The organism is Verrucomicrobiota bacterium, from assembly GCA_016871675.1.
Classification (GTDB): domain Bacteria; phylum Verrucomicrobiota; class Verrucomicrobiia; order Limisphaerales; family VHCN01; genus VHCN01.
Genome location: VHCN01000009.1, coordinates 25,310 through 49,640 on the forward strand (window position 1 = coordinate 25,310; position 24,331 = coordinate 49,640).

General features: G+C 66.1%; 23 protein-coding genes. 21 read left to right on the top strand and 2 right to left on the bottom strand.

Annotated elements, in window-relative coordinates:
• Positions 1-71: 71 nt before the first annotated feature.
• Together typA and FJ386_03510 are read right to left on the bottom strand one after the other, a co-directional pair.
• Positions 72-1,907 carry a translational GTPase TypA gene (typA, locus tag FJ386_03505; GenBank protein ID MBM3875769.1) on the bottom strand — a complete coding sequence of 612 codons (1,836 nt, stop codon included), beginning with the start codon at positions 1,905-1,907 and terminating at the stop codon, positions 72-74.
• A gap of 125 nt (positions 1,908-2,032) precedes the next feature.
• Positions 2,033-2,461, bottom strand: coding sequence for a hypothetical protein (locus FJ386_03510; protein MBM3875770.1), 429 nt, complete (start codon positions 2,459-2,461; stop codon positions 2,033-2,035).
• On the opposite strand from FJ386_03510, the gene FJ386_03515 reads away from it, so the two are divergent.
• From FJ386_03515 to FJ386_03615, 21 genes are all read left to right on the top strand, one after another.
• Positions 2,460-3,794 (top strand): hypothetical protein, encoded by a 1,335-nt coding sequence (locus tag FJ386_03515; GenBank protein MBM3875771.1) that lies wholly within the window; start codon positions 2,460-2,462, stop codon positions 3,792-3,794. The two genes, FJ386_03510 and FJ386_03515, sit on opposite strands and share 2 nt — an antisense overlap.
• A gap of 2 nt (positions 3,795-3,796) precedes the next feature.
• Positions 3,797-4,459, top strand: coding sequence for a hypothetical protein (locus tag FJ386_03520; GenBank protein ID MBM3875772.1), 663 nt, complete (start codon positions 3,797-3,799; stop codon positions 4,457-4,459).
• Positions 4,460-4,465: 6 nt separating this feature from the next.
• The gene (locus FJ386_03525) at positions 4,466-5,059 is read left to right on the top strand and encodes a hypothetical protein (protein MBM3875773.1); all 594 of its coding nucleotides are present in this window, start codon (positions 4,466-4,468) and stop codon (positions 5,057-5,059) included.
• A 2-nt stretch (positions 5,060-5,061) separates the two neighbouring features.
• Positions 5,062-5,718, top strand: coding sequence for a hypothetical protein (locus tag FJ386_03530; protein ID MBM3875774.1), 657 nt, complete (start codon positions 5,062-5,064; stop codon positions 5,716-5,718).
• A gap of 58 nt (positions 5,719-5,776) precedes the next feature.
• Positions 5,777-7,384, top strand: coding sequence for a type II secretion system protein GspD (locus FJ386_03535; GenBank protein ID MBM3875775.1), 1,608 nt, complete (start codon positions 5,777-5,779; stop codon positions 7,382-7,384).
• 29 nt (positions 7,385-7,413) lie between these two features.
• Positions 7,414-10,431 (top strand): hypothetical protein, encoded by a 3,018-nt coding sequence (locus FJ386_03540; GenBank protein MBM3875776.1) that lies wholly within the window; start codon positions 7,414-7,416, stop codon positions 10,429-10,431.
• Between the two features lie 97 nt (positions 10,432-10,528).
• Positions 10,529-11,137, top strand: coding sequence for an SIS domain-containing protein (locus FJ386_03545; protein ID MBM3875777.1), 609 nt, complete (start codon positions 10,529-10,531; stop codon positions 11,135-11,137).
• 3 nt (positions 11,138-11,140) lie between these two features.
• A complete protein-coding gene (locus tag FJ386_03550; protein ID MBM3875778.1) occupies positions 11,141-11,662 on the top strand; it encodes an HAD family hydrolase in 522 nt (173 codons plus the stop codon).
• 28 nt (positions 11,663-11,690) lie between these two features.
• Positions 11,691-12,416 (top strand): transaldolase, encoded by a 726-nt coding sequence (locus tag FJ386_03555; protein ID MBM3875779.1) that lies wholly within the window; start codon positions 11,691-11,693, stop codon positions 12,414-12,416.
• Positions 12,417-12,454: 38 nt separating this feature from the next.
• Positions 12,455-13,480 carry an SDR family oxidoreductase gene (locus FJ386_03560; protein MBM3875780.1) on the top strand — a complete coding sequence of 342 codons (1,026 nt, stop codon included), beginning with the start codon at positions 12,455-12,457 and terminating at the stop codon, positions 13,478-13,480.
• On the top strand, positions 13,477-14,481 hold the full coding sequence (locus tag FJ386_03565; protein ID MBM3875781.1) for an NAD-dependent epimerase/dehydratase family protein: 1,005 nt from the start codon (positions 13,477-13,479) through the stop codon (positions 14,479-14,481). The genes FJ386_03560 and FJ386_03565 overlap by 4 nt, the downstream gene beginning before the upstream one ends.
• Positions 14,482-14,558: 77 nt before the next feature.
• Complete coding sequence (locus FJ386_03570) at positions 14,559-16,109, top strand: adenylyltransferase/cytidyltransferase family protein (GenBank protein ID MBM3875782.1); 1,551 nt, start codon at positions 14,559-14,561, stop codon at positions 16,107-16,109.
• A complete protein-coding gene (locus FJ386_03575) occupies positions 16,106-17,020 on the top strand; it encodes a Gfo/Idh/MocA family oxidoreductase (GenBank protein MBM3875783.1) in 915 nt (304 codons plus the stop codon). Before FJ386_03570 ends, FJ386_03575 begins: the two co-directional genes overlap by 4 nt.
• Complete coding sequence (locus tag FJ386_03580; protein ID MBM3875784.1) at positions 17,017-18,276, top strand: nucleotide sugar dehydrogenase; 1,260 nt, start codon at positions 17,017-17,019, stop codon at positions 18,274-18,276. The genes FJ386_03575 and FJ386_03580 overlap by 4 nt, the downstream gene beginning before the upstream one ends.
• Before the next feature lie 7 nt (positions 18,277-18,283).
• Positions 18,284-19,189 carry an NAD(P)-dependent oxidoreductase gene (locus tag FJ386_03585; protein MBM3875785.1) on the top strand — a complete coding sequence of 302 codons (906 nt, stop codon included), beginning with the start codon at positions 18,284-18,286 and terminating at the stop codon, positions 19,187-19,189.
• A 13-nt stretch (positions 19,190-19,202) separates the two neighbouring features.
• The gene (locus tag FJ386_03590; GenBank protein MBM3875786.1) at positions 19,203-19,679 is read left to right on the top strand and encodes an NUDIX hydrolase; all 477 of its coding nucleotides are present in this window, start codon (positions 19,203-19,205) and stop codon (positions 19,677-19,679) included.
• 25 nt (positions 19,680-19,704) lie between these two features.
• Positions 19,705-20,700: an NAD-dependent epimerase/dehydratase family protein gene (locus FJ386_03595; protein MBM3875787.1), complete on the top strand. Its 996-nt coding sequence runs from the start codon at positions 19,705-19,707 to the stop codon at positions 20,698-20,700.
• Between the two features lie 7 nt (positions 20,701-20,707).
• Positions 20,708-21,529, top strand: coding sequence for a transketolase (locus FJ386_03600; GenBank protein MBM3875788.1), 822 nt, complete (start codon positions 20,708-20,710; stop codon positions 21,527-21,529).
• Positions 21,526-22,455, top strand: coding sequence for a transketolase (locus tag FJ386_03605; GenBank protein ID MBM3875789.1), 930 nt, complete (start codon positions 21,526-21,528; stop codon positions 22,453-22,455). Before FJ386_03600 ends, FJ386_03605 begins: the two co-directional genes overlap by 4 nt.
• An 11-nt stretch (positions 22,456-22,466) precedes the next feature.
• Positions 22,467-23,129, top strand: coding sequence for a class I SAM-dependent methyltransferase (locus FJ386_03610; protein MBM3875790.1), 663 nt, complete (start codon positions 22,467-22,469; stop codon positions 23,127-23,129).
• Complete coding sequence (locus FJ386_03615; GenBank protein MBM3875791.1) at positions 23,126-24,286, top strand: class I SAM-dependent methyltransferase; 1,161 nt, start codon at positions 23,126-23,128, stop codon at positions 24,284-24,286. The genes FJ386_03610 and FJ386_03615 overlap by 4 nt, the downstream gene beginning before the upstream one ends.
• Positions 24,287-24,331 lie beyond the last annotated feature (45 nt).

The following is a 24,331-nucleotide window of genomic DNA, read 5'->3' on the forward strand; positions in this document are numbered from 1 at the left end:
GCCGCGCGTTCGGAACGGCAAGGCCCGCCGCAAGGCGGGCCTGCTGCATTTTCAGGCGGGACGCGGGAGGATCAATTCTCAACCAGCTTGATGATGCGCGCCTGGGACGCGCGCTTGCGCTGGGTTTCGTCGAGGAGGCGTTTGCGGAGGCGGAGGTTTTTGGGCGTGGCCTCGACGTATTCGTCGGGGCCGATGTATTCGAGCGCGCGCTCGAGGGAGAGGATGAGCGGCGCGGTGAGCTGGATGCCCTTGCCGTCGCCTTGCGACCGCATGTTCGTGAGCTTCTTTGCCTTGCACGGGTTGACGGGGATGTCGTTCTCGCGGGCGTTCTCGCCGACGATCATGCCGGCGTAAATGGCGTCACCGGGCTGGACCATGAGGCGGCCGCGTTCCTGGATCATGTTCAGCGCGTAAGCCATCGCCTCGCCTTGTTCCATGCTGACGAGCGAACCGTTCTTGCGCGCGGCGATTTCGCCGCGGTCAGGGCCGTATTCGTGGAAGAGGTGGCTCATGACGCCAAGGCCGCGGGTGGTGTTGACCAGGTCGGTCTCGAAGCCGATGAGGCCGCGCATGGGGATGAGCGCCTCGATGGTGACCTGGTCGGCGTGATGGTGCATGCCGCTGATCTCCGCCTTGCGGCCGGCGAGGTTCTCCATGATCGCGCCCATGTGCTCCTGCGGGATTTCGAGGAACAGCTTCTCGATGGGCTCAAACAGGCTGCCGGTGGCGTTTTTCTTGTAGAGCACCTCGGGGCGGGACACGAGGACCTCGTAGCCTTCGCGGCGCATCTGCTCGACGAGGATGGCGATCTGCATTTCGCCGCGGCCGGAGACGGCGAAGACCTTCGGGTCGCTGGTCTGCGCGATGCGGAGGGCGACATTGGTGCGGACTTCGCGCAGGAGGCGCTCCCAGATGTGGCGCGCGGTGACCAGCTTGCCGTCAAGCCCGGCGAGCGGGCCGTCGTTGACGGCGAATTCCATCTGAATTGTCGGCGGGTCAATGGGGATGTAGGGCAGCGCGGCGCGGGCCTCCGAGTCGCAAATCGTCTCGCCGATGAAGACATCCTCGAAGCCGGTGAGCCCGACGATGTCGCCGGCGTGGGCTTCCTGCACTTCGATGCGCTTCATGCCTTCGAAGTGGTAGATGGCGGTGATCTTGCCCTTGGAAATGCGGCCGTCGCCGTGGCGGCAGATGGCCGGGTCGCCGAGCTTGACCTTGCCCTCGTAGATTTTGCCGAAGGCGATGCGGCCGAGATAGTCGCTGTAGTCGAGGTTGGCCACGAGCACCTGGAAGCCCTCGCCCGCGCGCGCCCGCGGCGGCGGGATGTGCTTGGTGATGGAGTCGAAGAGCGGCTCCATGGTGCCGGAGATGTGCTCCAACTCGGTCTTCGCGTAGCCGGCCTTGGCGGAGCAGTAGATGAACGGGAAATCGAGCTGCTCGTCGGTGGCATTCAGCGACATGAAAAGGTCGAAGACCTGGTCGAGCACCTTCCTGGGGTTGGCGTTCTCGCGGTCGATCTTGTTGATGACGACGATGGGCTTGGCGCCGGCCTCGAGGGCTTTGCGCAGCACGAAGCGTGTCTGCGCCTGCGGGCCGTCGGCGGCGTCCACCACGAGCAGCACGCCGTCAATCATGTTCATGATGCGCTCGACCTCGCCGCCGAAGTCCGCGTGACCCGGCGTGTCCACGATGTTGACGTGGTAGTTCTTGTATCTGAACGCGGCGTTCTTGGCGCGGATGGTGATGCCCTTTTCCTTTTCGAGGTCCATCGAATCCATGAGGCGTTCCTCGGAGGATTCGTGCTGGTTGGCGCGGAAGGTGCCGGACTGCTTGAGGAGACAATCCACGAGCGTGGTCTTGCCATGGTCCACGTGGGCGATAATGGCGATGTTTCGGATGTGCTGCATGAGCGTGGTGCGCGGTGCGTGAAGAAAACCGGAGCCGATCCCCGCTGCTTCGCGATCCCGGCGGTGCGCGCCGGGCCGCGTAAGATGGACGTTCCGGTGGAAAGGTCAAGCCCTGCGGCGGCCGCTCAGGGAGCTTTGGCTTCGGGCTCGGCGCGGGGATTGGCTGTGCCCTCGGGCAGAAACGGCTTCTCGAAGGCGTCGAAGAAGTCGTATCCGCCCTTGAAATCCTCGCGGCTGTCCTTGTCGGTCTTCCCGAGGAGGTTGGCCTCGATCATGTTGAAAACGAGGTCGCCGAAGTCCTCGCAGCGCTGGACGCCCCATTCGTCGAAGACCACGCGGGCCATCGGTCCGAATTGTTCAAGGGCGAACTGCCGGATGCCTTCGAGCAACTCCTGCCCGCTCACGTGCCGCGGCTGGGATTTCTGGGACTTGAGCAGGCTGCGCTGCGTGTGGTCGAGGGCGTCGCGGATGAAGTGGTAGGCGTCGCGCCGGAAGCGCGGATCCTTCGCGACGAGGTCGTCGAGCACGGCGTCAATATCAAGGTTCTTGTGCATGGCGGGTTGGAGGCGGCCCGGTGTTGGACGGGGCGGGAGCGTGGGACGTTCGAAAGAGCTTCACGGCCAGACCGGCGAGGAGCAGGAGCGCGAGCGTGACGATCACGAGCTGCTCCTGGCGCGTGAGGCGGTTCACGGCGCGAGGATAGCGCGGGGCGGTGCGGGTGCAATCGCGCGCTTCGATCGCCGCGCCCGCGGCATCGGCGATGCCCTCCGCGACATTGCGGCTTGCTTCGACATTTCCGCTGAATTACAAAGGAATGAAAACATGGACTTGCCCTTCATCATCAATGGTCGGGGCAAACGTGACCAGGTTGTCGCGGTGGATTTCGGCTCCCGGATCACCAAAGCCGTCCACGTCCAGCGCGCCGGCGGCGGCTACAGATTCCTTGGCTTCGTCTGCGTCGAGGCCCCGACGTCCGGCGACAAGCCCCCGACGAAGGAAGTCCTCACGGCGCACCTCAAGAAAGTCCTCGATTCGCTCGGCGCGCACGCCAAGCAAGTCTGCCTCGTCGTGGGCGTGGGCGATTCGGAACTGCGGTTCGCCGAGATGCCGCTCGTGCCCGTCGACGAATTGCGCGGCGTGCTCCGCATCGCGGGCAAGAACTACGTGCAGCAGGACTTGAAGGACAGCCTGTTCGACTGCCACCTGCTCCAGCCCAAGGACGTCTCGAAGGGCGAAAAGGTAAAGGGCGTCGCCAAGACGCGAGTCGTCATCGGCATCGCGAAGAAGGACTTTGTCGAACACCTCGAAGGCGTGGCTCGTGGTGCGGGCGTGCAAGTGGACCAGGTGACCCTCGGCTATGTCGGCCCCGCGAACGCCTTCGAGATGGCGATGCCCGAGGTGTTCGCCAAGGAAGTGGTGGCCCTCGTGGACATCGGCTACCGCAACACCACCATCAGCATCCTGCAATCCGGCCAGCTCATGCTCAGCCGCGTGGTGGCGTTCGGCGCGCAGCGGCTCACCGCGAGCCTTGCCGAGGCGATGGGCGTGACGCCCGACGAAATCCAGCTCGGCAAGCAGCCCATGACGCCCGAGGTGGAATCCGCCGCGATTGCCATCCTGCTCCCGCTCGGCCGCGAGCTCCGGGCCTCGGTCGATTTCATCGACCACCAACTCGACAAGCCCGTGAGCCAGGTCTTCTTCAGCGGCGGTCCCGCGCGGGAGAACGCGATTGTGCAGGCGTTGCAGACGGAGTTGATGGTGCCGTGCCAGGCGTGGAACCCGACGAGCTTCCTGACGCTCTCGCTTCCGGCGCACCAGCTTGGTGAAGTCGAGAACCTCGCGCCGCAACTCGCCGTGGCGATCGGCGCGGCCATGACCTCCTTCTAGCCATGCCCATCCGGATCAATCTTCTCGCGGAGCAGCAGGCCGAGGAGAAGGCACGCAGGCAAAACCCCGTCAAGCGCGCGGTCCTCGTCGTGCTCTTCTTTGCCATGCTCCTCGCGCTGTGGGGCAGCTCGGTGTTTCTCAAGAATTCCGCCGCCGCAACCGAGCTCGCGAACACCGAGGCCTCCCTCCACAAAATGGAGAAGGATGCCGGCGCCACGCGCACCAACCTCTCGGACATCCGCAAGATCGACCAGAAGATGGACGCGCTCTACGCGCTCGCGACCAACCGCTTCCTCTGGGCGCCGCAGCTCGACGTGATGCAACGCGCCATCTCGCCCAACATCCAACTCTCGCGCGTGCGCACAGAACAGCGATACGTTGCGACCGTGGCGGAGAAGTCCAGCGACCCCAAGAAGCCCGGCAAGAAGGCGAGCGTCACTGAAAGGATCACCGTCATCATTGAAGGACGCGACTCCGGGCGGCCCGAGGAGCAGTATTACGACAAGTTCAAGGAGAAGCTCCTCGCCGACACCTATTTTCGCTCCGTGATGACCAACGAGGCTGGCGTCGGGTTCAAGCAATTCTCGCCGGTGATCGTGGAAAACAACATGAGCTACTTCAAATTCCAGCTCGACTGCGTGTTTCCCGAGCGCGTCCGCAACTGATCCGCCATGGCCAAGCTCACCCAAGAGAAGAAGAAACAGATCGCGACGGTCGCCGTCGCCGGCGCGCTCGCGCTTGTCGGCATGTGGTTCTTTGGCATCCGCACGTTGCAGGAAAAGCAGGCGCAGCTCCTTGCCAAGATCACCGAGACCCAGAACAAGGAGCACGAGGCCCGCAAGCTCGTTCAACAAGCTCCGCAGCGACAGGCGGAACTCGACGAGTCGCTCCGCCGGCTCGAGGAACTCGAGACCAGGATGGTTTCTGGTGACACCAACAACTGGATTCGCACGGTCATGAACCAGTTCCGCGCCGCAGGCAATCACACCGCCGTCGAGATCAGCACGTTTTCCAACGCCGAGGAATTCCAGATCGGCATGCTGCCGGACTTCCCCTACAAGTCCGCGCTCTACCGGCTCAACGGCCAGGCGTTTTACCACGACATCGGGCGCTTCATTGCGGATTTCGAAAATGCCTTCCCGCACATCCGCGTGCAGAATATCGACCTCCAGCCGATCGACGCATCCCAATCGGCCGTGCCCGAACGGTTGTCGTTCACAATGGAAATCGTCGCCCTCATCAAGCCCCCGCCGGGGAGCCGTTGACCATGCAAGCCGCCCTGACGCCCCTTCGCAGGCTGGCCTTGCTGCTCGCCCTCGCGCTTTGCGCGGGCGTCGCAGCGCCCGCGGGGTCCGGCGCCGACGCGACCAACAGCCCGGCCAAGTCGGCGGACAAAAAGGGAACTCCCGACAAGAAGGGCGCACCCGACAAGAAAGGCTCGCCGGCGAAGGTGGAGGCCGCGCCCGTCATCACCAACGTGCCGCCCAAGGTCGTCGTGATTCCCAAGTCCTCCTTTACTTTCAAGCTGGGTGAAGGCACCGACCCATTTTATCCGGACTCGACCCGGCGCAACCCGCGGGTGGTTGCCCCGCCCCCAGTCACGCACATCCTGCCGCCGCCCGTCGCCTTCACCAACACCCCGACCGTCCCCGAAGGGACGAACGGGGTCGCGGTTCAGCGCACCGGGGTTCCGCCCATCTCCGCCACGTTCACCGTGCGCGGCGTGTTCGTCGGCAAGAAATCCTCCGTGGCCATCAACACCGGGCCCGCGACCTACGACTTTTTCATCGGCGACGAACTCGTGGTGCGCACCAAGGAAGGCATCAGCCGTGTGCGCTGCCTCGAGATCAAGGCCGGCGGGGCGAAGATTTCCGTCGAGGGCGAAAAGGAACCGCGCGAGCTCAAGCTGCGCCCGGACCTATGAACCCCGTGGACCCTTTGCCGAAGCAAGCGGTGGTCGGGCTGAACAACTGGAATCGCGAATGAAAATCAAACTGTCCATCGTCCTGACGGCGCTTGTGCTGGCCGCCGCCGCCGCCCCGGCCCAGAACCAGGCCCAGCCGCCGCGCAAGGCCGAGGTGCCCAAGGCGCCCGAGCAGCCACCCAAGCCTGAGGAACTCGCCGACATCGCCTACGACGACAGCGACCTCATCACCGTCGTCAAGAGCCTCGCGCTGCGCGCCGAGCTCAACGTGTTGTTCGACCCCAAGCTCGTCGCCACCGCCGCGCCCGCGGACCAAATCAAGGTTCCGGCGTTCCGCATGACGCAAGTCACCCCGCTTCAGGCGCTCGAAGCCATCCTGAACAACCACAGCCTGGTGATGGTTGCGGACCCGAAGACCAAGACCGTCCGCATCACCGCCAAGGACGCCGCCCAGCAGGAACCGCTTGTGACCCGCATTGTCCTGCTCAAGAATGCGAGCCCCACGAACATGGCCTCGGTCCTGCCCGCATTCGTCTCCACCCGTGTGAAAGTCAGCACCGACTCGCGGACCAGCCAGCTCATCATCGCCGCCACCGAGAAGGAATGGGAAATCATCAACGACCTCGTGGAGAAGCTCGACACACCGATGAAGCAGGTCCTCATCGAGGCGCGCATCATGGAGTCCAGCCGCAGCCCGCGCTCGGTCAAGGGCATTGATTGGAGCGGCACCCTGTCCGCGCAAAACGTCTCCTTCGGCAACGGCCGCGTCACGGGCACCGCCACCACCACCATCCCAGGCACGCCCGTCACCACCACGACCACCCTGCCGAGCGGCAGCGTCGTCACCAGCACCTCCACGCCGAAGTTCACAACGGCCAACGCGCTCACCACGGCCATCGGCGGTGTGGGCGCCGGAGGATTCAACCTCAACACCGCCAGCGGCCTCACGCCGGCCATCGGCTTCCTCAACGCCGACGGCGTCAACGCCGTCCTCTCCTTCCTCAACACGGACAGCGAGACCGACCTCATCGCCACGCCACGCACCGTCATGATGGACGGCCAGACCGCGAAGCTCTCCGTCACCCGCGCCTTTCCGATCTTCAAGATCACGCCCGGCACGGCGCAGACACCCGCTGGCTCGGAAATCACCTACACGAACCTCGGCACGATCCTCGAAGTCAGCCCGCGCGTCGCGCCGGACGGACGCGTGATGCTCAAGCTTACCCCGGAAGTCTCCAACATTGACGGCAAGGACACTCAGACCATCAACGGCCAGCAAAACGTCGCCAACATTTACGCCATCCGCCGCATCGAGACGCAGGTGATCATCCCCAGCGGCGACACGCTGGTCATGGGCGGCCTCATCAACACCACGTCGACGAAGGCCTACCGCAAAGTGCCGCTGCTCGGCGACATCCCCGGTTTGGGTGTCGCGTTTCGATACGAGGACAAGAGCCGCCAGAAGCAAAACCTGATCATCTTCGTCACGCCGACATTGATCGAGGCCGGCCACTTCCAGCCGTCGCAGCCTGACTTCCTTGGCAGCGAGTTCCCGGACTCCGGCACCGAGTTTCTGAAGACCAAGGCTCCCGTGCAGGCCGCCGACAAGGAACGGCCATTCGACAGCGCGCGGCCCGTGCCCCTGCGTGACTTGAACAAGAAGTGAGCGGCCAGCGACTGAAACGACGCCTCGCCATGAACACCCCCCTGCGCCGAGCCGCACGAGCCGGAGCGTTCGCCCTCGCGGTGCTCGCCTTCGGCGGCACCCTCCGCGCTCAGACCGTCACCACGATCGGCGGCGGGCCGAAGAGCTTCCCCATCACGATCGGGAATTCCGCGGGCTCCGCCGACGGGAACACGTTTCTCAAGGCGCAGTTCAACACCCCGTCGGGACTCGCGCTCGATTCGGCGGGCAATCTTTACATCGCCGACCTCGCAAACAACTCCGTCCGCAAACTGTCGTCCGCCGGTTCCTCCTCGGGCTTCACCACCACCCTCATCGCAAACCTCAGCAGCCCCATCGCGGTCGCCGTGGATTCGACCGACGCGCTTTACGTCCTCACCCAGGGCGACGGCACGCTCCGAAAATACACGACGGCCGGCGTGCTCGTTTCGACACTCACCACCACCCTCACCGCGCCGACCGCGATGTCGCTCGACTCCTCGACAAACCTCGTCGTCACCGAACTCGGCGGCGCCGTGAAGCGCGTGCTCCAGACCGGCACCGTCACCAACCTCGCCGCCGCGGGCACATTCGTCTCGCCCCGCGGCGTCGCCGTCCTCGCCACCAATTCCATCGCCATCGTCAGCGGCAACGCGGTTGTGAACCTCAATCCCGTTGCCAATACCACCAACATCATCGCCGGCAACACCACCGCCGGCATGGTGGACGGGCTCGCCGCCGACGCGCGCTTCAACACCCCGCAGCAGATCACGCGCGGACCCGATGGCAGCATCCTCGTCGCGGACCGCCTCAACCACCGTGTGCGCGTCATCAAACCCGAGGGCACGGTCAGCACGCTTTACGGAGTAAGCACGAACTTGTGGGTGGACGAACCGCTCGCCAATCCAATCCTGCTCGCCGGGTGGGTGGACGGCGCGGTGCCCGCGGCCGCCCGCGACCCGCTTGCCGTCGCGATCCATGCCGGCGGCACCAACCTCTTCACCGCCGAGGCTGGCTGGCATCTCATCCGCATGGTCAGCGGCGTGAACTTCGCCCCGGGCGCCACCGGGGGCACCGGGTCCGGCGGCTCCGGCGGCGCCATCAACAGCAACCTCACCGCGAACCTCATCACATTCGGGTTTCAGAATGGCGAGGGCTCGACGGAATTCATCGGCGCGCCCGGGCAGACGTTCTTCGCGCCCGTCACCATCACGCTGCTGCCGGGGCAGGAGATGTATTCGCTCGGGTTCTCCATCGCGGTCACGAATGACCCCGGCGCGCCCGCGGTGACGAATGGCGCGCTGTCGTTCGACTCGATGCTGCAGCGCCCCGTGCCGAGCAACCCGGCGTTTTTCGAGCCCATCCCGCCGTCATTCGCGTTCTCGTTCATCACGAACCTCTTCACCAACACCACCGACTTCACCGTCACCACGAACATCATCCCCACGTTCACCAACTCCGTCTTCATTGACACCAACTTCAACGTGATGAGCGTCGCGTGGCTCGAGACCAAGGGCCGCACCAACCTCTACAACTCGCTCGCGCAGGACCTCATCACCTTCTCCCAGGCGCACATCAACCAGTTCAACAAGTCCGGCGGCAGCGTGTTCGCCGGCGGCTTCGGGTTCCAGATTCCCGCCAACGCGCCGACGGGCACGACGTATCGCATCCAGGTCTTCAACGCCACCGCCGCCACCAATGTCGCCGGCGGCGTCACCCTCACCGCGCCGACGAACGGCTCCCTCACCGTCGGCCCCATCAACGCCATCAAGCAGGTCACCGTCAACGTCCGCCCGTATCTCGTCGGCGACGTCTCGAGCTTCCGCTGGTTCAACGCCGGCGACTTCGGCGACGGCACGCTCACGCTGGACGACGCCTCGCAGACCTTCAATTCCGCCATCTACCTCGTGAACATCCCGCCGCTGGGAAGCGATTTCTTCGATGCGATGGATTCTTCCAACGGCACCACCAACGGCCTGCTCAACGCCTCCAGCGGCAGCATCGACGCCGTCGCCATGGGCGATGGCGTGATCGCGGTGGACGATGTCTTCGTCACGCTCCGCCGCTCGCTCAACCCCTTCGCGACGTGGTATGTCCGCTTCTGGACCAACGGCGTGCGCACCAACGCCGTCACCACGAACAGCCTCCCGAAGCCCACGTTCGGGTTCCAGCGGCCCGCGATCGAACTCGCGAGCCATCAAGCCGGCCACGGCGCCGAGGACTCGCACGTCCTCTTCACGGCGGGCGACGGCGTGCGCGCCGGCCAGACCGTCACCGTGCCCGTAACCGCGAGCCTCTTCGGGCCGTATCCGCTGCGCGTGCTGATGCTCCGCCTTCGCGTGCAACCGCTCGACAGCTCGCCCGCCATTACGCAGCCGGTTCAGTTCAACTTCCTCCAGGCCGGCCGCCTCGGGAATCCGTTCCAGTCGGCGAATCCATCGCCCGACGCGTGGGTCGGCATCTGGCTCAACGACCATGCGCCCGGGCTCATCGCGGGCGATTCCCTCCTCGGCAACCTCGTCGTGACGCTCCCGCCCGGCACGCCCGCCTCGGCGTCGTATCTCATCCGCTTCGACCACGCGTCCGCTTCGCCGAACGGCATCGCGCTCTTCGCCGCCCGGGCCGTGTCCGGCCTCATCACCGCCACCGACCGCTCGGCGTCGTCCTTCGGCGACACGCTGCCCGACCAATGGAAGCTGCGGTGGTTCGGCACGCTGTATGACGTCCGCGCGAACCCCACCCTCGACCTCACCGGCGACGGCATGCCCAACTGGGCCAAGCTCCGCGCCGGCATCGACCCGCTCGACCCGTCGCAATCGCTCCGCCTCGCGCCTCGCGTGACCACCGACGCCCTCGGCCGCCCGAACGGCGTCACGCTCCGCTGGCCGACCGTCCGCAACAAGCGCTACGTGCTCGAAGGTTCGCCTGGCCTCGGCGCGAACAACTGGTCGGTCCTTTCCACCAACGTCACCGGCAACGGCGGCGACGCGCGGCTCACCAACTCCGCCTCGGGCCTGCAGTTCTTCCGGCTGCGCCTCGTCGAGCCGTGATGCGCGTCCGCCGCCCACGCACCGGCGGTGTGCGCCTCGCCATTCCCACAAGCCTGCGGTTCCCAAACGCCCGCCTTCCTGCTAAGAGCTTTGCCCCATGACGCACGCGCAAACGTATTTCGAGCAGGTCCGGCAGATCGCAGCCGCGTTGGACGCCGGACTCATCGAGACGCTCGCGCTCGAACTTGCCGCGCTCCGCGAGCGCGGCGGGCGGCTCTTCCTCCTCGGCGTCGGCGGTAGCGCGGCGAATTGCAGCCACGCGGTGAATGATTTCCGCAAGCTCGGGGGCATCGAGGCCTACAGCCCGTGCGACAATGTGGCCGAGCTGACCGCGCGCACGAACGACGAGGGCTGGCCCACCGTCTTCGAAGGCTGGCTCAAGGTCAGCCGCGCCGGCGAACGCGACGCCATCCTGATCTTCTCCGTCGGCGGCGGCGACGCGGCGCGCAACGTCAGCCCCAACCTCGTCCGCGCCGTGGACGAGGCGAAGCGGCGCGGCATGAAAGTCTTCGGCATCGTCGGCCGCGACGGCGGCTACACGAAGAAGGCGGGCGACGTGGTTGTGGTCGTGCCGACGGTGGACGCGAACGCGATCACGCCGCACGCGGAAGCGTTCCAAGCCGTGATCTGGCATTGCTTGGTCACGCACCCGGCCGTGCTCATGCAGGCGAACAAATGGGAAGGGCTGGAGGCAAAGAAGCCCTGAGCGATGCGCGCCGTCTTCCTCGACCGTGACGGCGTGCTGACGCGGTCGGAGACGCGCGGCGGCAAACCCTTCGCGCCGCGCCGGCTGGAGGATTTGGAACTGCTGCCCGGCGTGATCGAGGCGACGCGCGAGCTGAAGGCGGCGGGCTGGCGGCTGGTCGTGGTGACAAACCAGCCCGACGTGGCGACCGGGAAACTCGACCGCGCCGTGCTCGATGCCATGCACGAGCGCCTGCGCCGCGAACTGCCGCTCGACGACATCCGCGTCTGCCGTCATGTGGACGCCGACGCGTGCGCGTGCCGCAAGCCCAAGCCCGGCCTGCTGCTCGACGCCGCGCGCGAGCTGGGCTTGTCGCCCGCGGCGTCGTTCATGGTGGGCGACCGCTGGCGGGACGTGTCGGCGGGCAAGGCCGCCGGGTGTCGGACGATCTTTGTGGACTGCGGCTACGCCGAGGCGCTGCGCGACGCGCCGGATTTCACCGTCAGGAATTTACCTGAGGCCGTGCGGATTATCCTCGGCCAGTGAATCGCGCTATCGTCCGCCTGGAACACCTATGAAGCAAACCAGCGAACTCAAAGTGAAGGTCTTCGCCGACGGCGCGGACCTCAAAGGCATTGCGACCCTGGCGGCGAACCCGCTCATCAAGGGCTTCACCACCAACCCCACGCTCATGCGCAAGGCCGGCGTGGCCGACTACAAGGCCTTCTCGCACGAGGTGCTCAAGATCATCGGCGGCCGGCCGGTGTCCTTCGAGGTGTTCTCGGACGATTTTGACGAGATGGAGCAGCAGGCGCGAGAGATTGCGTCGTGGGGCGCGAATGTCTATGTGAAGATCCCGGTGACGAACACGAAGCGCGAGTTTGCCGGGCCGCTCATCCGCCGCCTCGCGCAAGCCGGCGTGCAGCTCAACGTCACCGCGCTGATGACCAACGACCAGGTGCGCGACGTGGTCGCTTGCCTCTCGCCGGCCGTCGCCAGCTATGTCTCGGTCTTTGCCGGGCGCGTGGCGGACACGGGCCGCGACCCGGTGCCGCTGATGGCCGAGGCGGTGCGGCTGCTCGCGCCGAATCCGAAGGCCGAACTCATCTGGGCCAGCCCGCGCGAGCTGCTGAACATCTTCCACGCGGACAGCATCGGCTGCCACGTCATCACCGTGACGCACGACATTCTCGGGAAGCTGAACCTCGTGGGCAAGGACCTCGACGGCTATTCGCTCGACACCGTGAGGATGTTCTACAACGACGCGCAGGCGGCGGGCTTCCGCATCGTGACCGGCTGACCGCGCCGGCCGGGTTTTCGCTCGACAGGCCGGACTTCATTCCTACCCTCTGCCCACTTGTGAAACGTGTTCTGGTCACCGGCGGCGCCGGCTACAAAGGTTGCATCCTTGTCCCCAAGCTCCTCGCCATGGGCTGCGAGGTGGCCGTCTATGATTTGATGCTCTTCGGCTCGGCGGGCTTGACGCCCCATCCCAAACTCACGGTCATCGAGGGAGACATCCGCGACACGAAGAAATACGCCGGCGCGCTGCGCGGCTGCCACGCCGTCATCCACATGGCGTGCATTTCGAACGACCCGAGCTTCGACCTCGACCCCTCGTTGAGCCGCACGATGAATTACGAGTGCTTCGAGCCGTTGATGCAGTCCACGGCCGCGGCCGGCACGGTCGAACGTTTCATCAACGTCTCCTCCAGCTCGGTCTATGGCGTGAGCGATTCGCCCGAAGTCACCGAGGAGCACCCCTTGGTCCCCCTCACGGACTACAACAAATACAAGGGCCTCTGCGAACCCATCGCCTTCAAGTATCAGTCGCCGCAGATGACCGTGGTGACGTTCCGCCCGGCGACGGTCTGCGGCTACTCGCCCCGCATGCGTTTCGACCTCACGGTGAACATCCTCACCAACCACGCCTGCCACAAGGGCGTCATCACCGTCTTCGGCGGCGACCAGCAGCGGCCCAACATCCACATCGAGGACGTGACGGACCTCTACGCCGAGGCGCTCACGATGCCCAAGGAAAAGCTCGCCGGGCAGACCTTCAACGCGGGCTACCAGAACCAGACCGTCAACGAACTGGCCGGGATCACCAAGAAGATCGTCGAGGCGGAGTTCCCCGAGCGCCCGCCCGTCCGCATCGAACGCACCTCGACCAACGATCCGCGCTCCTATCGCATCACCTCCCGCAAGATCGAGCAGGTGCTCGGCTGGCGGCCCAAGCGCACCATCGAGGACGCCGTGCGCGACCTGTGCCGCGCCTTCAAGGCCGGCAAGTTCCCCGGCAACACGCTGACAGACGAGTCCTTCATCAACGTGAAGAGCGTCAAAAAGCTCGGGTTGAAATGAGCGCCAAACCCCTCGCCGTCGTCACCGGAGGCGCCGGCTTCATCGGCAGCCACATGGTGGACCTGCTCCTCGCCGAGGGCCACCGCGTCCACGTCATGGACAACCTCGTCGGCGGCCGGCTCGAAAACCTTCAGCACCACAAGGGCAACCCCGACCTCGTCGTCGAGGTGCGCGACATCCGCGAACTGGCGGCGGACGACCGGCTCTTCGCCGGCGCGAGCTATGTCATTCACTTCGGCGGCATCGGCGACATCGTGCCGTCCATCGAGCGGCCTTTGGATTACCTCAGCACGAACGTCATGGGCACCGTGAAGGTGCTCGAGTGCGCGCGGCATGCCGGCGTGCGGAAGTTCGTCTATGCCGCGTCCTCCTCCTGCTACGGCCTGGCCGCCGTGCCCACGCGCGAGGACGCGCCCATCGCGTGCGAGCATCCCTACGCGTTGAGCAAATACATGGGCGAGGAGGCCGTGCTCCACTGGAGCCGCGCCTACAAGCTGCCGGTCAACTCCATCCGCATCTTCAACGCCTACGGCACGCGCTCCAAAACTTCCGGCGCTTACGGCGCGGTCTTCGGCGTCTTCCTCGCGCAGAAGCTCGCAGGCAAGCCCTTCACGGTCGTCGGCGACGGCACACAGCGGCGCGATTTCCTCTACGTGACCGACGTGGCGCGCGCCTTCTACCTCGCGGCGAAGACGGGTTTGGTGAACCAAATCTGGAATCTCGGCGCGGGCAACCCGCAGCCGGTGAACCGCCTCGTGGAACTGCTCGGCGGGCCGGTGATCCACCTGCCCAAGCGCCCCGGCGAGCCGGACTGCACCTGGGCCGACACGGCAAAAATCCAGCGCGACCTCGGATGGCGGCAGCTCGTGCCCTTCGAGCAGGGCGTGGCGAACCTGCTGGCAAACATCGAGTATTGGCGGCAGGCGCCGGTGTGGGACCAGGCCTCCATCGCGCAGGCGACCAAGACGTGGTTCGCCTTCCTCGGCGGCGGGAAGAACTAAGTGGCAGTTTTTCTTCGCCTCGCCTTTTGTGCGCGGCCCGCTAGAGTCCGCGCCCGACAACCGTCCACTCCCTACGCATGAGTGCCGCAGACAAGCACGCCGACTATCGGCGGAAGATCATGACGCGCGAGCAACTCCGCGCCGCCATTGGCCCGCGCCCGCGCCCGCACAGCGTCATCATGTGCCACGGCACCTTTGACCTCGTGCATCCCGGCCACATCCGCCACCTGATGTATGCCAGGAGCAAGGCGGACCGGCTCATCGCCAGCCTCACCAGCGACGCCCACATCAACAAGGCCAACTTCCGCCCGTTCGTCCCGCAGGACCTCCGCGCGATGAACCTCGCCGCCCTCGAGTGCGTGGACTACGTGATCGTGGACGAGAACGCCACGCCCATCGAGAACCTGAAGTTCATCCAGCCCGACTACTTCGCGAAGGGCTACGAGTATTCCGCCGAGGGCGTCCACCCGAAGACAAAGGAGGAGATCGCCGCGCTCGACAGCTACGGCGGCGAAGTGGTCTTCACCCCCGGCGACCTGATCATGTCCTCGTCGGCGATCATTGACATGACGCCGCCGAACCTCGCGGTGGACAAGCTCGATGCGCTGCTCCAGTCCGAAGGCCTCGGGTTCGCCGACCTCCGCGCCGCGCTCGACAAGATGCGTGGCGTGCGCGTCCACGTCCTCGGCGACACCATCGTGGACGGCTACACCTACTGCACGCTCATCGGCGGCACGGCCAAGACGCCGACCTTCAGCGTGAAGTATGAGCGGCAGGAGGACTTCTCCGGCGGCGCGGCGGTCGTCGCCAAGCACCTGCGCTCCGCCGGCGCGGAGGTTGTCTTCTCCACCGTGCTGGGTAACGACGCCTTGAAGGACTTCGTGATCAAGGACCTCACCGACGCGGGCATCAAAGTCGAGGCCGTCATTGATCCGCAGCGGCCCACCACGCACAAGAACGCCTTCATCACGAACGGCTACCGGATGCTCAAGGTGGACACGCTCGACAACCGGCCCATCTCCGAAAAAATTCTCGGCAAGCTTCAGGCCCAACTTGCGGCGCATCCCGTGGACGTCGCGGTCTTCAGCGATTTCCGCCACGGCCTCTTCAACAAGCACACCATCCCGACGCTCACCGCCGCCGTGCCCGCGGGCGTGATGCGCGTCGCCGACAGCCAGGTTGCCAACCGATGGGGCAATATTTTGGAGTTCCAGGACTTCGACCTCATCACGCCCAACGAGCGCGAGGCGCGTTTCGCCCTCGGCGACCAGGACTCCACCGTGCGCCCGCTCGCGCTCGACCTCTATCGAAAGGCGCGCTGCCGGATGCTCATCCTTAAACTCGGCGAGCGCGGCATCATCACCTACCGCTCGCCCAGCCCGGAGGTGCGCGCGTTTTTCACCGTGGACAGCTTCGCCGGCCACGTCGTGGACGCCGTCGGCGCGGGCGACGCGTTGCTCGCCTACGCCACGCTCTCGCTCAAGGCCACCGGCTCGAACGTCATCGCGAGCATCCTCGGCTCCCTCGCCGCCGCCGTCGCCTGCGAGCGCGACGGCAACAATCCGGTCGCCCCCGCCGACGTGCTCAAGAAACTCGCGGAGGTCGAGAAACGCGCGCGCTTCGAATGAGAGTCGCCATCATCGGCCACGGGGTGCAGGGGCGCAAACGCCGCGCCATCGCGGGCGATCGAGTCACCGCCGTCGTGGACCCCGCCGCCGCGGGTGTGGACTTCAAGGCCATCCAGGAAGTCCCGCTCGACCGCTACGACGCCGCGTGTGTGTGCGTGCCGGACGATGCGAAGGTTCCGATTCTCCGGCATCTGGTTTCGAACGGGAAACATGTGCTCGTGGAGAAACCGCTGCTTGCCCCGGCCAGCGAGATTCAGGAGCTGATCGCGCGCGCGCGGCGCACGAAGGCGGCGGCTTACACCGCCTACAACCACCGATTCGAGCCGCACATTGCCCGGCTCAAGCAGGTGCTCGACTCCGGCGTGCTCGGCCGCGTGTATCTCACGCGCGTCTTCTACGGCAACGGCACCGCGCGCGACGTGCGCAACTCGCCGTGGCGCGACCACGGCGCGGGCGTGTTGCCGGACCTCGGCTCGCACATGCTCGACCTGGCGCACTTTCTCACCGGCCCGCGCGATGACTTCGGCCGGGTTTGGAGTGCGAACCGCTTTGAGAACCAATCGCCGGATCACGTCACTTTCGGCTTCGACGGCCCCGCCGTGTGGGAGATGGAAGCCACACTGCTCTCGTGGCGGAATACCTTCACGCTCGACGTCTTCGCCGAGCGCGGCAGCGCGCACATCCACTGCCTCTGCAAGTGGGGCCCGAGCACGCTCACCGTCCGCACGCGGGTCTTGCCCAGCGGCCGGCCCGGGGAAACAGTCGAAACCCTCGAACAGGCCGACCCGACGTGGAAGCTGGAATACGACCACTTCCTCGCGCTCTGCCGGACCGGCGGGACGAACTGGGAAAACGACCTCTGGATCGGCGCTCAACTCGACGCGCTCACACGCCAACTCCCGCCACCATGATCGGCTTCGCCGGCCTCTCGCATCTCGGCCTCGTCTATGGCCTCGCCTCGGCGGCGAAGGGCTTCGAGGTCGTCGGTTTCGACCGCGACCCGGCGCTGTGTGCGCGGTTGTCGCGGGGCGATTTTCCTGTCTCCGAGCCGGGACTTGACGACCTGTTTTCGGCGCATCGGGCGAGGATGAACGTCACCACCGACCCCGCCGACCTCTCCAAGTGCCGCGTCGTGTTCTACTCGCTCGACGTGCCGACCGACGCGGCGAACCGCAGCGACCTTGCGCCGCTCCGGCAGTTGCTGGAACACACCGCCCCGCACCTCGCGCCGGACGCGACCGCTGTGATTCTCAGCCAGGTGCCGCCCGGTTTCACACGCGCGCTCCCGCGCCTCGGCGGCGCGTTGCACTACCAGGTCGAGACACTCGTCTTCGGCAACGCCGTCGAGCGCGCGCTCCGGCCCGAGCGCTGCATCGTCGGCTGCGCCGACCCGCGCGCGCCGCTGCCCGTGGACTATGCGAAATGGCTCGGCGCGTTCGGCTGTCCGGTCCTGCCGATGCGCTACGAGAGTGCGGAGTTGGCAAAGATCGCGATCAACTTCTTCCTCGTGTCCAGTGTCTCGACCACGAACACGCTTGCCGAACTTTGCGAGCGCATCGGCGCGGACTGGAACGAGATCGTCCCCGCGTTGCGACTCGACGCGCGCATCGGCCCCAAGGCCTACCTCGCGCCCGGCCTCGGCCTCGCCGGCGGCAACCTTGAGCGCGACCTCGTCACCGTGCAGGCGCTCGCCGCGCAGCACGGCACGGAGGCGGGACTCGTCAGCGCATGGCAGCGCAACAGCGCCTACCGCCGCGATTGGGTGCTGCGGCTCGTCCACCAACGCGTGCTGTCGCGAACGCCCGGGGCCCGGCTCGCGTTGTGGGGGCTGGCCTACAAACAGAACACCCGCTCGACCAGAAACTCCCCGGCCGTCGCGCTCGCCGAGGCGCTCGCGCCATTCGTAAAGACCGCCTTCGACCCGCAGGTCAAGTCGCTCGGCGCGCCGGTGGCCAACCTCTCCTTCGCGGCCTCCGCGCTAGAAGCCTGCAGCGGCGCGGATGCGTTGCTCGTGGTGACGCCGTGGCCGGAGTTCAGCAAAGTGCCGCCCGCTGAAGTGAAGTCAGCCCTGCGCGGCAACGTGGTCGTTGACCCGTTCGCCGTGCTCGATTCCTCCGCCTGCGCCACCGCGGGCTTGGAACACCACCGCCTCGGCGTGCGAAACTGATTCAGCCATGCTCAAACACCACCACGCCACGCCCACGCCTCCCGCGCGCGTCGTCATCCTCGGCGCGACCGGCTTCATCGCGCGCGATCTCGCGCAGTTCCTCGGCTCGCAGCAGGTGCCCGTCGAACTTGTCGGCTCCGCGCGGGTGGACCTGCTCCAGCCTGACGCCGTCGAAAAACTCCGCGCCCGGCTGCGCCCCGACGATGCGCTGGTCGTGACTTCCGCCCTGACGCCCGAGAAGGGCAAGGACGTGCCGACGTTCATGAAAAACCTCACCATGGCTGCGAGCGTGTGCGCCGCGGTCGAGGCCTCGCCGTGCGCGCACCTGGTCTATCTGAGCTCCGACGCCGTGTTCGAGGATCCGCCGACCCTGCTGAGCGAGCAGGCGCCGCGTGCGGGCATCGGCCTCTACGGCAAGATGCACGCCGCGCGCGAGGAGATGCTGCACTTCTCCGCAGCCGTGGCGAAGACACCGCTGTGCATCATCCGACCGTGCGCCGTCTATGGCGCGGGCGACACGCACAACAGCTACGGACCGAACCGCTTTTTCCGCACGGCGCTCAAGGACCGCAAGGTCCAGCTCTTCGGCAACGGCGAGGAACAGCGCGACCACATCCACGTGCGCGACCTCACGCGGCTCATCGGGCTTTGCCTCGCGCGCCGCACGGCGGGCGCGCTCAATGCCGCGACGGGCAGGGCGGTGACTTTCATGGAAGCCGCGCAGCAAGTCGCGCGGCTCTGCCCCCAGCCGGTTGAAATCATCTGCCAGCCGCGCGCCGCCAATGCCGTCATCACGCACCGCCACTTCGATGTCTCGCTGCTCCTGCGCGAATTCCCGGACTTCCACTGCCAGGCGCTGGCGGACGGGCTGGCGCAGGTGCATCGGCAATTGACGTCAACTCCGGCCACCTGAGAAAGTCCGGGCGATGTCGCCAACGCCACCAGCGGTTGCGCGCGCGCGCATCAGCGGCGTGGTGCTCCTGCGCGAGGACGGAGCGTCACTGCTCCAGCATCGCGACGACAAGCCGGGCTTGAGCGCGGCCGGACAATGGGTCTTTCCGGGCGGACACTGCGAACCGGGCGAAACCTGCCGTGACTGCGCGCGACGCGAGTTTCTTGAGGAGACGGGTTACAACTGCGAAGCGCTGGAGCTCTTGACAGAGTTCGACTACCTGAGCCCCGATACCGGGCGCGAGTTTCGGCTGAGCTTCTGGTGGGCAAGCTATGACGGCGTGCGACCGGTGCATTGTTTCGAGGGTCAGGAAGTGCGATTCATGACACGCGCCGAGGCCCCGCGGCATCCGATGCCCGATTACGTCACCCGCGTCTGGGACCTCGCGCTGGACCAAAAGAAAACTTCACCGGACGGCCAAAGCAGGCTACTTACAACGCCCTCGCGATGAGCGCCCGCGGCGGCGCGGGCAACTTATGGCAAAAACCTACGTCATCCTTGGCGGCGGCGGCTCCTTCGGCGTCCACACGGCGATGTATCTGCTCGCGAACACCGACGCAAAGAAGGTCATCTCAGTCGGTCGCAACCCCGAGAAGCCCGAGCCGTTTTCGCTCGGCGTGGGCCGCGGCGACTCGCGTTACGCCTACCACCAGATTCACATCACCCACGAACAGGACCGGCTCTTCGAGTTGTTCGATGCCGAGAAACCCGAGGTCATCGTGAGCTACGCGGCCCAGGGTGAAGGCGCGGTGTCGTGGAAGAAGTCGTGGCGGTTTTTCGAGACGAACTGCGTCGCGCTCGCCAAGATGAGCGAGGAACTGATGAAGCGCGACTACATGGAGCGGTTCATTCAGATCGGCACCAGCGAACTTTACGGCTCGGTGGACTTCGCGGCCAAGGAGACGACGCCGTTGCAGCCCACCAGCCCTTACGCGGCGAGCAAGGCGGCGTTTGACATGTATCTGATGTCCGTCGCGAACGTGCTGAAGTTCCGCATGAACATCATCCGGCCGTCGAACGCCTACTGCCCCGGCCAGCTCCTGCACCGGGTCATCCCGCGCGCCGTGCTGTGCGGACTCACGGGCCAGAAGCTCCCGCTCCAAGGGGGCGGCCGCGCAAAGAAATCCTACATTCACGCCCGCGACCTCGCCCGCGCCATCCTGCTCGTCGCCGAGAAGGCGCCGCCTGGTCGCGTCTACAACGCCGGTCCCCCGCTGCCGATCAGCATCCGCGACCTCGTTGCGAAAGTGGCCGAGGGCTTCCCGATGCCGTTTGACCAGTTGTGCGCCATCGTGGCCGACCGGCTTGGGCAGGACGGCCAATACTGGCTGGACAGCAGCGCCATCAAGCAGGACGTCGGCTGGGAGCCGCAGATCAGCCTCGAGGAAGGCATCCAGGAAATGATCGCCTGGGGCCGCAAGTATCTGGACCAGATTCGCGACGTGCCCACCGGCTACATCCTCCGCACGTAGTCTGACCATGGCCCGACCTCCTTTTGATGCGGACGCGGTGCGCGCACGGTGCAAGCGGTATCGGCGGCGCATCCTCGACATTTCGCAGACGGTCGGCGCGCTGCACATCGCCCCGTCGTTTTCGTGTCTCGAACTGGTGGCGACCTCCTACTTCGGATTGATGAACCGCACCGGCGACGCGGCCACGGAGGACACCTTTGTGCTCTCGAAGGGCCACGGCTCGCCCGCGCAATACGTCGTGCTCGAAGAACTCGGCGTCATCCCGACGGCGTGGCTGGAGAACTTCTGCAAGCCCGGCTTCCCGCTGGCGACGCATCCGGACTATGGCACGCCAGGCATTTCGGCCTCGACCGGCTCGCTTGGGCACGGCCTCGGCCTCGCCGTCGGCATGGCTTACGCAGACAAGCTCGATGGCAAGGCGCGCGACATCTTCGTGGTGATGAGCGACGGCGAGTTGCAGGAAGGCTCCGTGTGGGAGGCGCTCATGGTCGCCCCCTCTTTCGGCATCACGCGGCTCGTGGTGCTGGTGGACTTGAACGACTTCCAATCACTCGGCCAGACCAGCAAGACACTGCCAAACTTCTACCCGATGCTGGACAAGCTCCGCGCCTTCGGCTGGGAAGCCGCCGAAGTGGACGGCCACAATCCGCAGGCCATCCACGACGCGGTCAGGGCGCGCAGCGGCACGAGGCCGTTTGTGTTGCTGGGCCGCACAACAAAGGGCAAAGGCGTGAGCTACATGGAGAACGTGCCCATCTGGCACTACCGCGCGCCCAACGCAGAGGAATACCGGATTGCCATCAAGGAAGTGGAGGGCTGCGCCTCGTGAGAAACGCCTTCGCCAACGCCTTCTACGAACTGGCGCGCAACGACCCGCGCATCGTCCTCGTCGTCGCCGACATCACCGCCGCCGCAGGCGTCGCGTCCTTTCAAAAGGAATCGCCCGAACGCTTCGTCAACGTTGGCGTCGCCGAACAGACGATGATCGGAATGTGCGCCGGCCTCGCGTTGCGCGGGAAGATCCCGTTCGCCTACACCATTGCCACGTTTACGATCTACCGGCCGTTCGAGCAGGTGCGCGTGGATTGCTGCTACCAGAATCTTCCGGTGAAACTCGTCGGCGTCGGCGCCGGCGTGAACTACTCGACCCTCGGCGGAACGCACCACGCGCAGGAGGACGTCGCCGTAATGAGCGCGATCCCCAACATGACCGTGCTCGCGCCGTGCGACCCGGCCGAATCCGCGCTGTGCACACGGGCGTGTGTCGCGGACATTCCCGGTCCGGTTTACCTGCGTCTCGGGAAGGCCGGCGAGCCGGACCTCACCGCGGGCGCGCCGGATCCGTTCCGACTCGGCAAGGTTCGATGCATCCGCCCCGGCGCCGACGTTTGCCTGCTTTCCTACGGACCGATCACAAAGATGGCGCTCGACGTCGCCGCGCGCATCGAGAGCGAGCGCGGGCGAAGCGTCGCCGTCCATTCAATCCACAGCCTCAAGCCTCTCGACACGGAAGGCATCAAGTCCTTGCTTGCCCGATTCCCCGCGATCGCCGTCATCGAGGAGCACGCGCCCTTCGGCGGCCTCGGTCCGCAGGTCAAGGCGCTCGCGTGGGACTCGGGCGCACGCTGCACGCTTCGCACGTTCGCGTTGCGGGACGAGTTCATCCACGTCTACGGGTCGCACGGCGACCTCCTCAAGGCGCACGGACTCGAGACCGGATTGCTGGCCCGCGAGATTGGCGCGCTCGCGAACTGACCTCACCCGCCATGGCCGAGCTGGACTTCATCTCCACCGTTCACCAGGCGACCGCGCGCAATTACCTCCAGCGCGTCGTCGAGCACGACAAGGCCGAATGCGCCGCGGTGGCGAAGAAATTCGGGCAGGATTACTTCGACGGCGACCGCAAGTATGGCTACGGCGGTTTCAAGTATGACGGCCGATGGATTCCATTCGCCCGGCAGTTGGTCGCACATTACGGGCTCAAGCCGGGCGACCGCGTGCTCGACATCGGCTGCGGCAAGGGCTTTCTCGTGCATGACTTCATGGAAGTCTGCCCCGGCATCGATGTGTCCGGGGTGGACATCTCGGAATACGCCGTCGCCAACGGGATGCCCGAAGTCCGCGACCGCCTCAAGGTCGGCAACGCCGTATCGCTGCCGTATCCGGACAAGAGCTTTGACCTCGTCGTGGCCATCAACACGCTGCACAACCTGCGGATCTACGACCTCGAGAAGGCGCTGCGCGAGATCGAGCGCGTCGGCCGGGGCGGCAAATACATCGTGAACGACTCCTACCGCACGGAGCGCGAGAAGGTCAACCTGCTGTATTGGCAGATCACCTGCGAGTCCTTCTACACGCCGCCGGAGTGGGAGTGGATCTTCGCCCGGTGCGGCTACACCGGTGACTACGGGTTCATCTTCTTCGAATGACGCCAAGCGCACAGGCCGCCTGCCACGTCTGCGGTGGCGCTGCGTTGCAATTGCTGCCCGCCTACGCGGCACTGCGGCGCGTGACCTCGGACTGCAAGCCCTGGCCCGCGGGCGGGCGACTCGCCACGTGCCCCGCCTGCTCGTGCGCGCAAGCCGTGCTCGACCCCGCGTGGCACGACCAGTCCCGGCGCATTTACGAGGACTACACCATCTATCATCAGGCGAAGGGCGCGGAGCAGAGCGTGTTCGACCCGCGCACCGGTCAGCCAGGCACGCGCTCGGCGCGACTCCTGCAACGCTGGCACGCGGAGATGCCCCTCCCGGCTGGCGGCCGGCTTGTGGACATCGGCTGCGGCAACGGCGCCCTGCTGCGCGCCTTCAGCGCCATGTTTCCCGGATGGTCCCTCGCGGGCGTCGAAGTCAACGACCACTGCAAGTCCATCGTCGAGTCCATCCCTCGTGTTGAACGGCTCCACACATGCGGCGCGTCCGAAGTGCCGGGCGAATTCGACGCCATCACGCTCCTTCACGCGCTCGAGCACATTCCCTCGCCGCGGGAGTTTCTCGTCAGTTTGCGGCCCAAGCTCGCCATGGGGGGGCTTCTGCTCGTGCAGGTTCCGGACTGCGGGCAGAACCCCTTCATGTTCCTCGTGGCGGACCATGCGTCGCATTGCTTCGTCCCGCCGCTCCGCGAGTTGGTCGAGAGCGCGGGCTTCGAGGTCATCGTTGCCGCGCCCGACTGGGTCGCGAAGGAAATCACCATCGTGGCGCGCAAGTCCGGCGCGGGTCCGCGCCCGATGCGGGCCACCGGTGACCTCACGCCCGCCGTGCTTGGTCAACTCGAGTGGCTCACCGCGCTTGCAAAGGACACGCGCGCGCTTGCCGCCGCGGGCCCGCTGGGCATCTTCGGCACTTCGATCGCCGCGACATGGCTGCAGGGCGAACTCGGCGGACGCGCCGCGTTCTTCGTGGACGAGGATCCAAGCCGTCCGGGCCAGTCGTTCATGGGACGCACCATTCTCCGTCCGGCCGACGCCCCGGCCGGCTGCCGGGTCATGCTCGCGTTGCCCGCGGCACAGGCGGCGGACGTGCGCGCGCGGCTGAATCGCCAGTATCCCGCCGTTGACTTCCGGCTCCCACCGGCCGCGCCGGCGTGAACGCTTGTCCGGGTCGAGATGCAGGCGGGACACGCGCCAATTTTT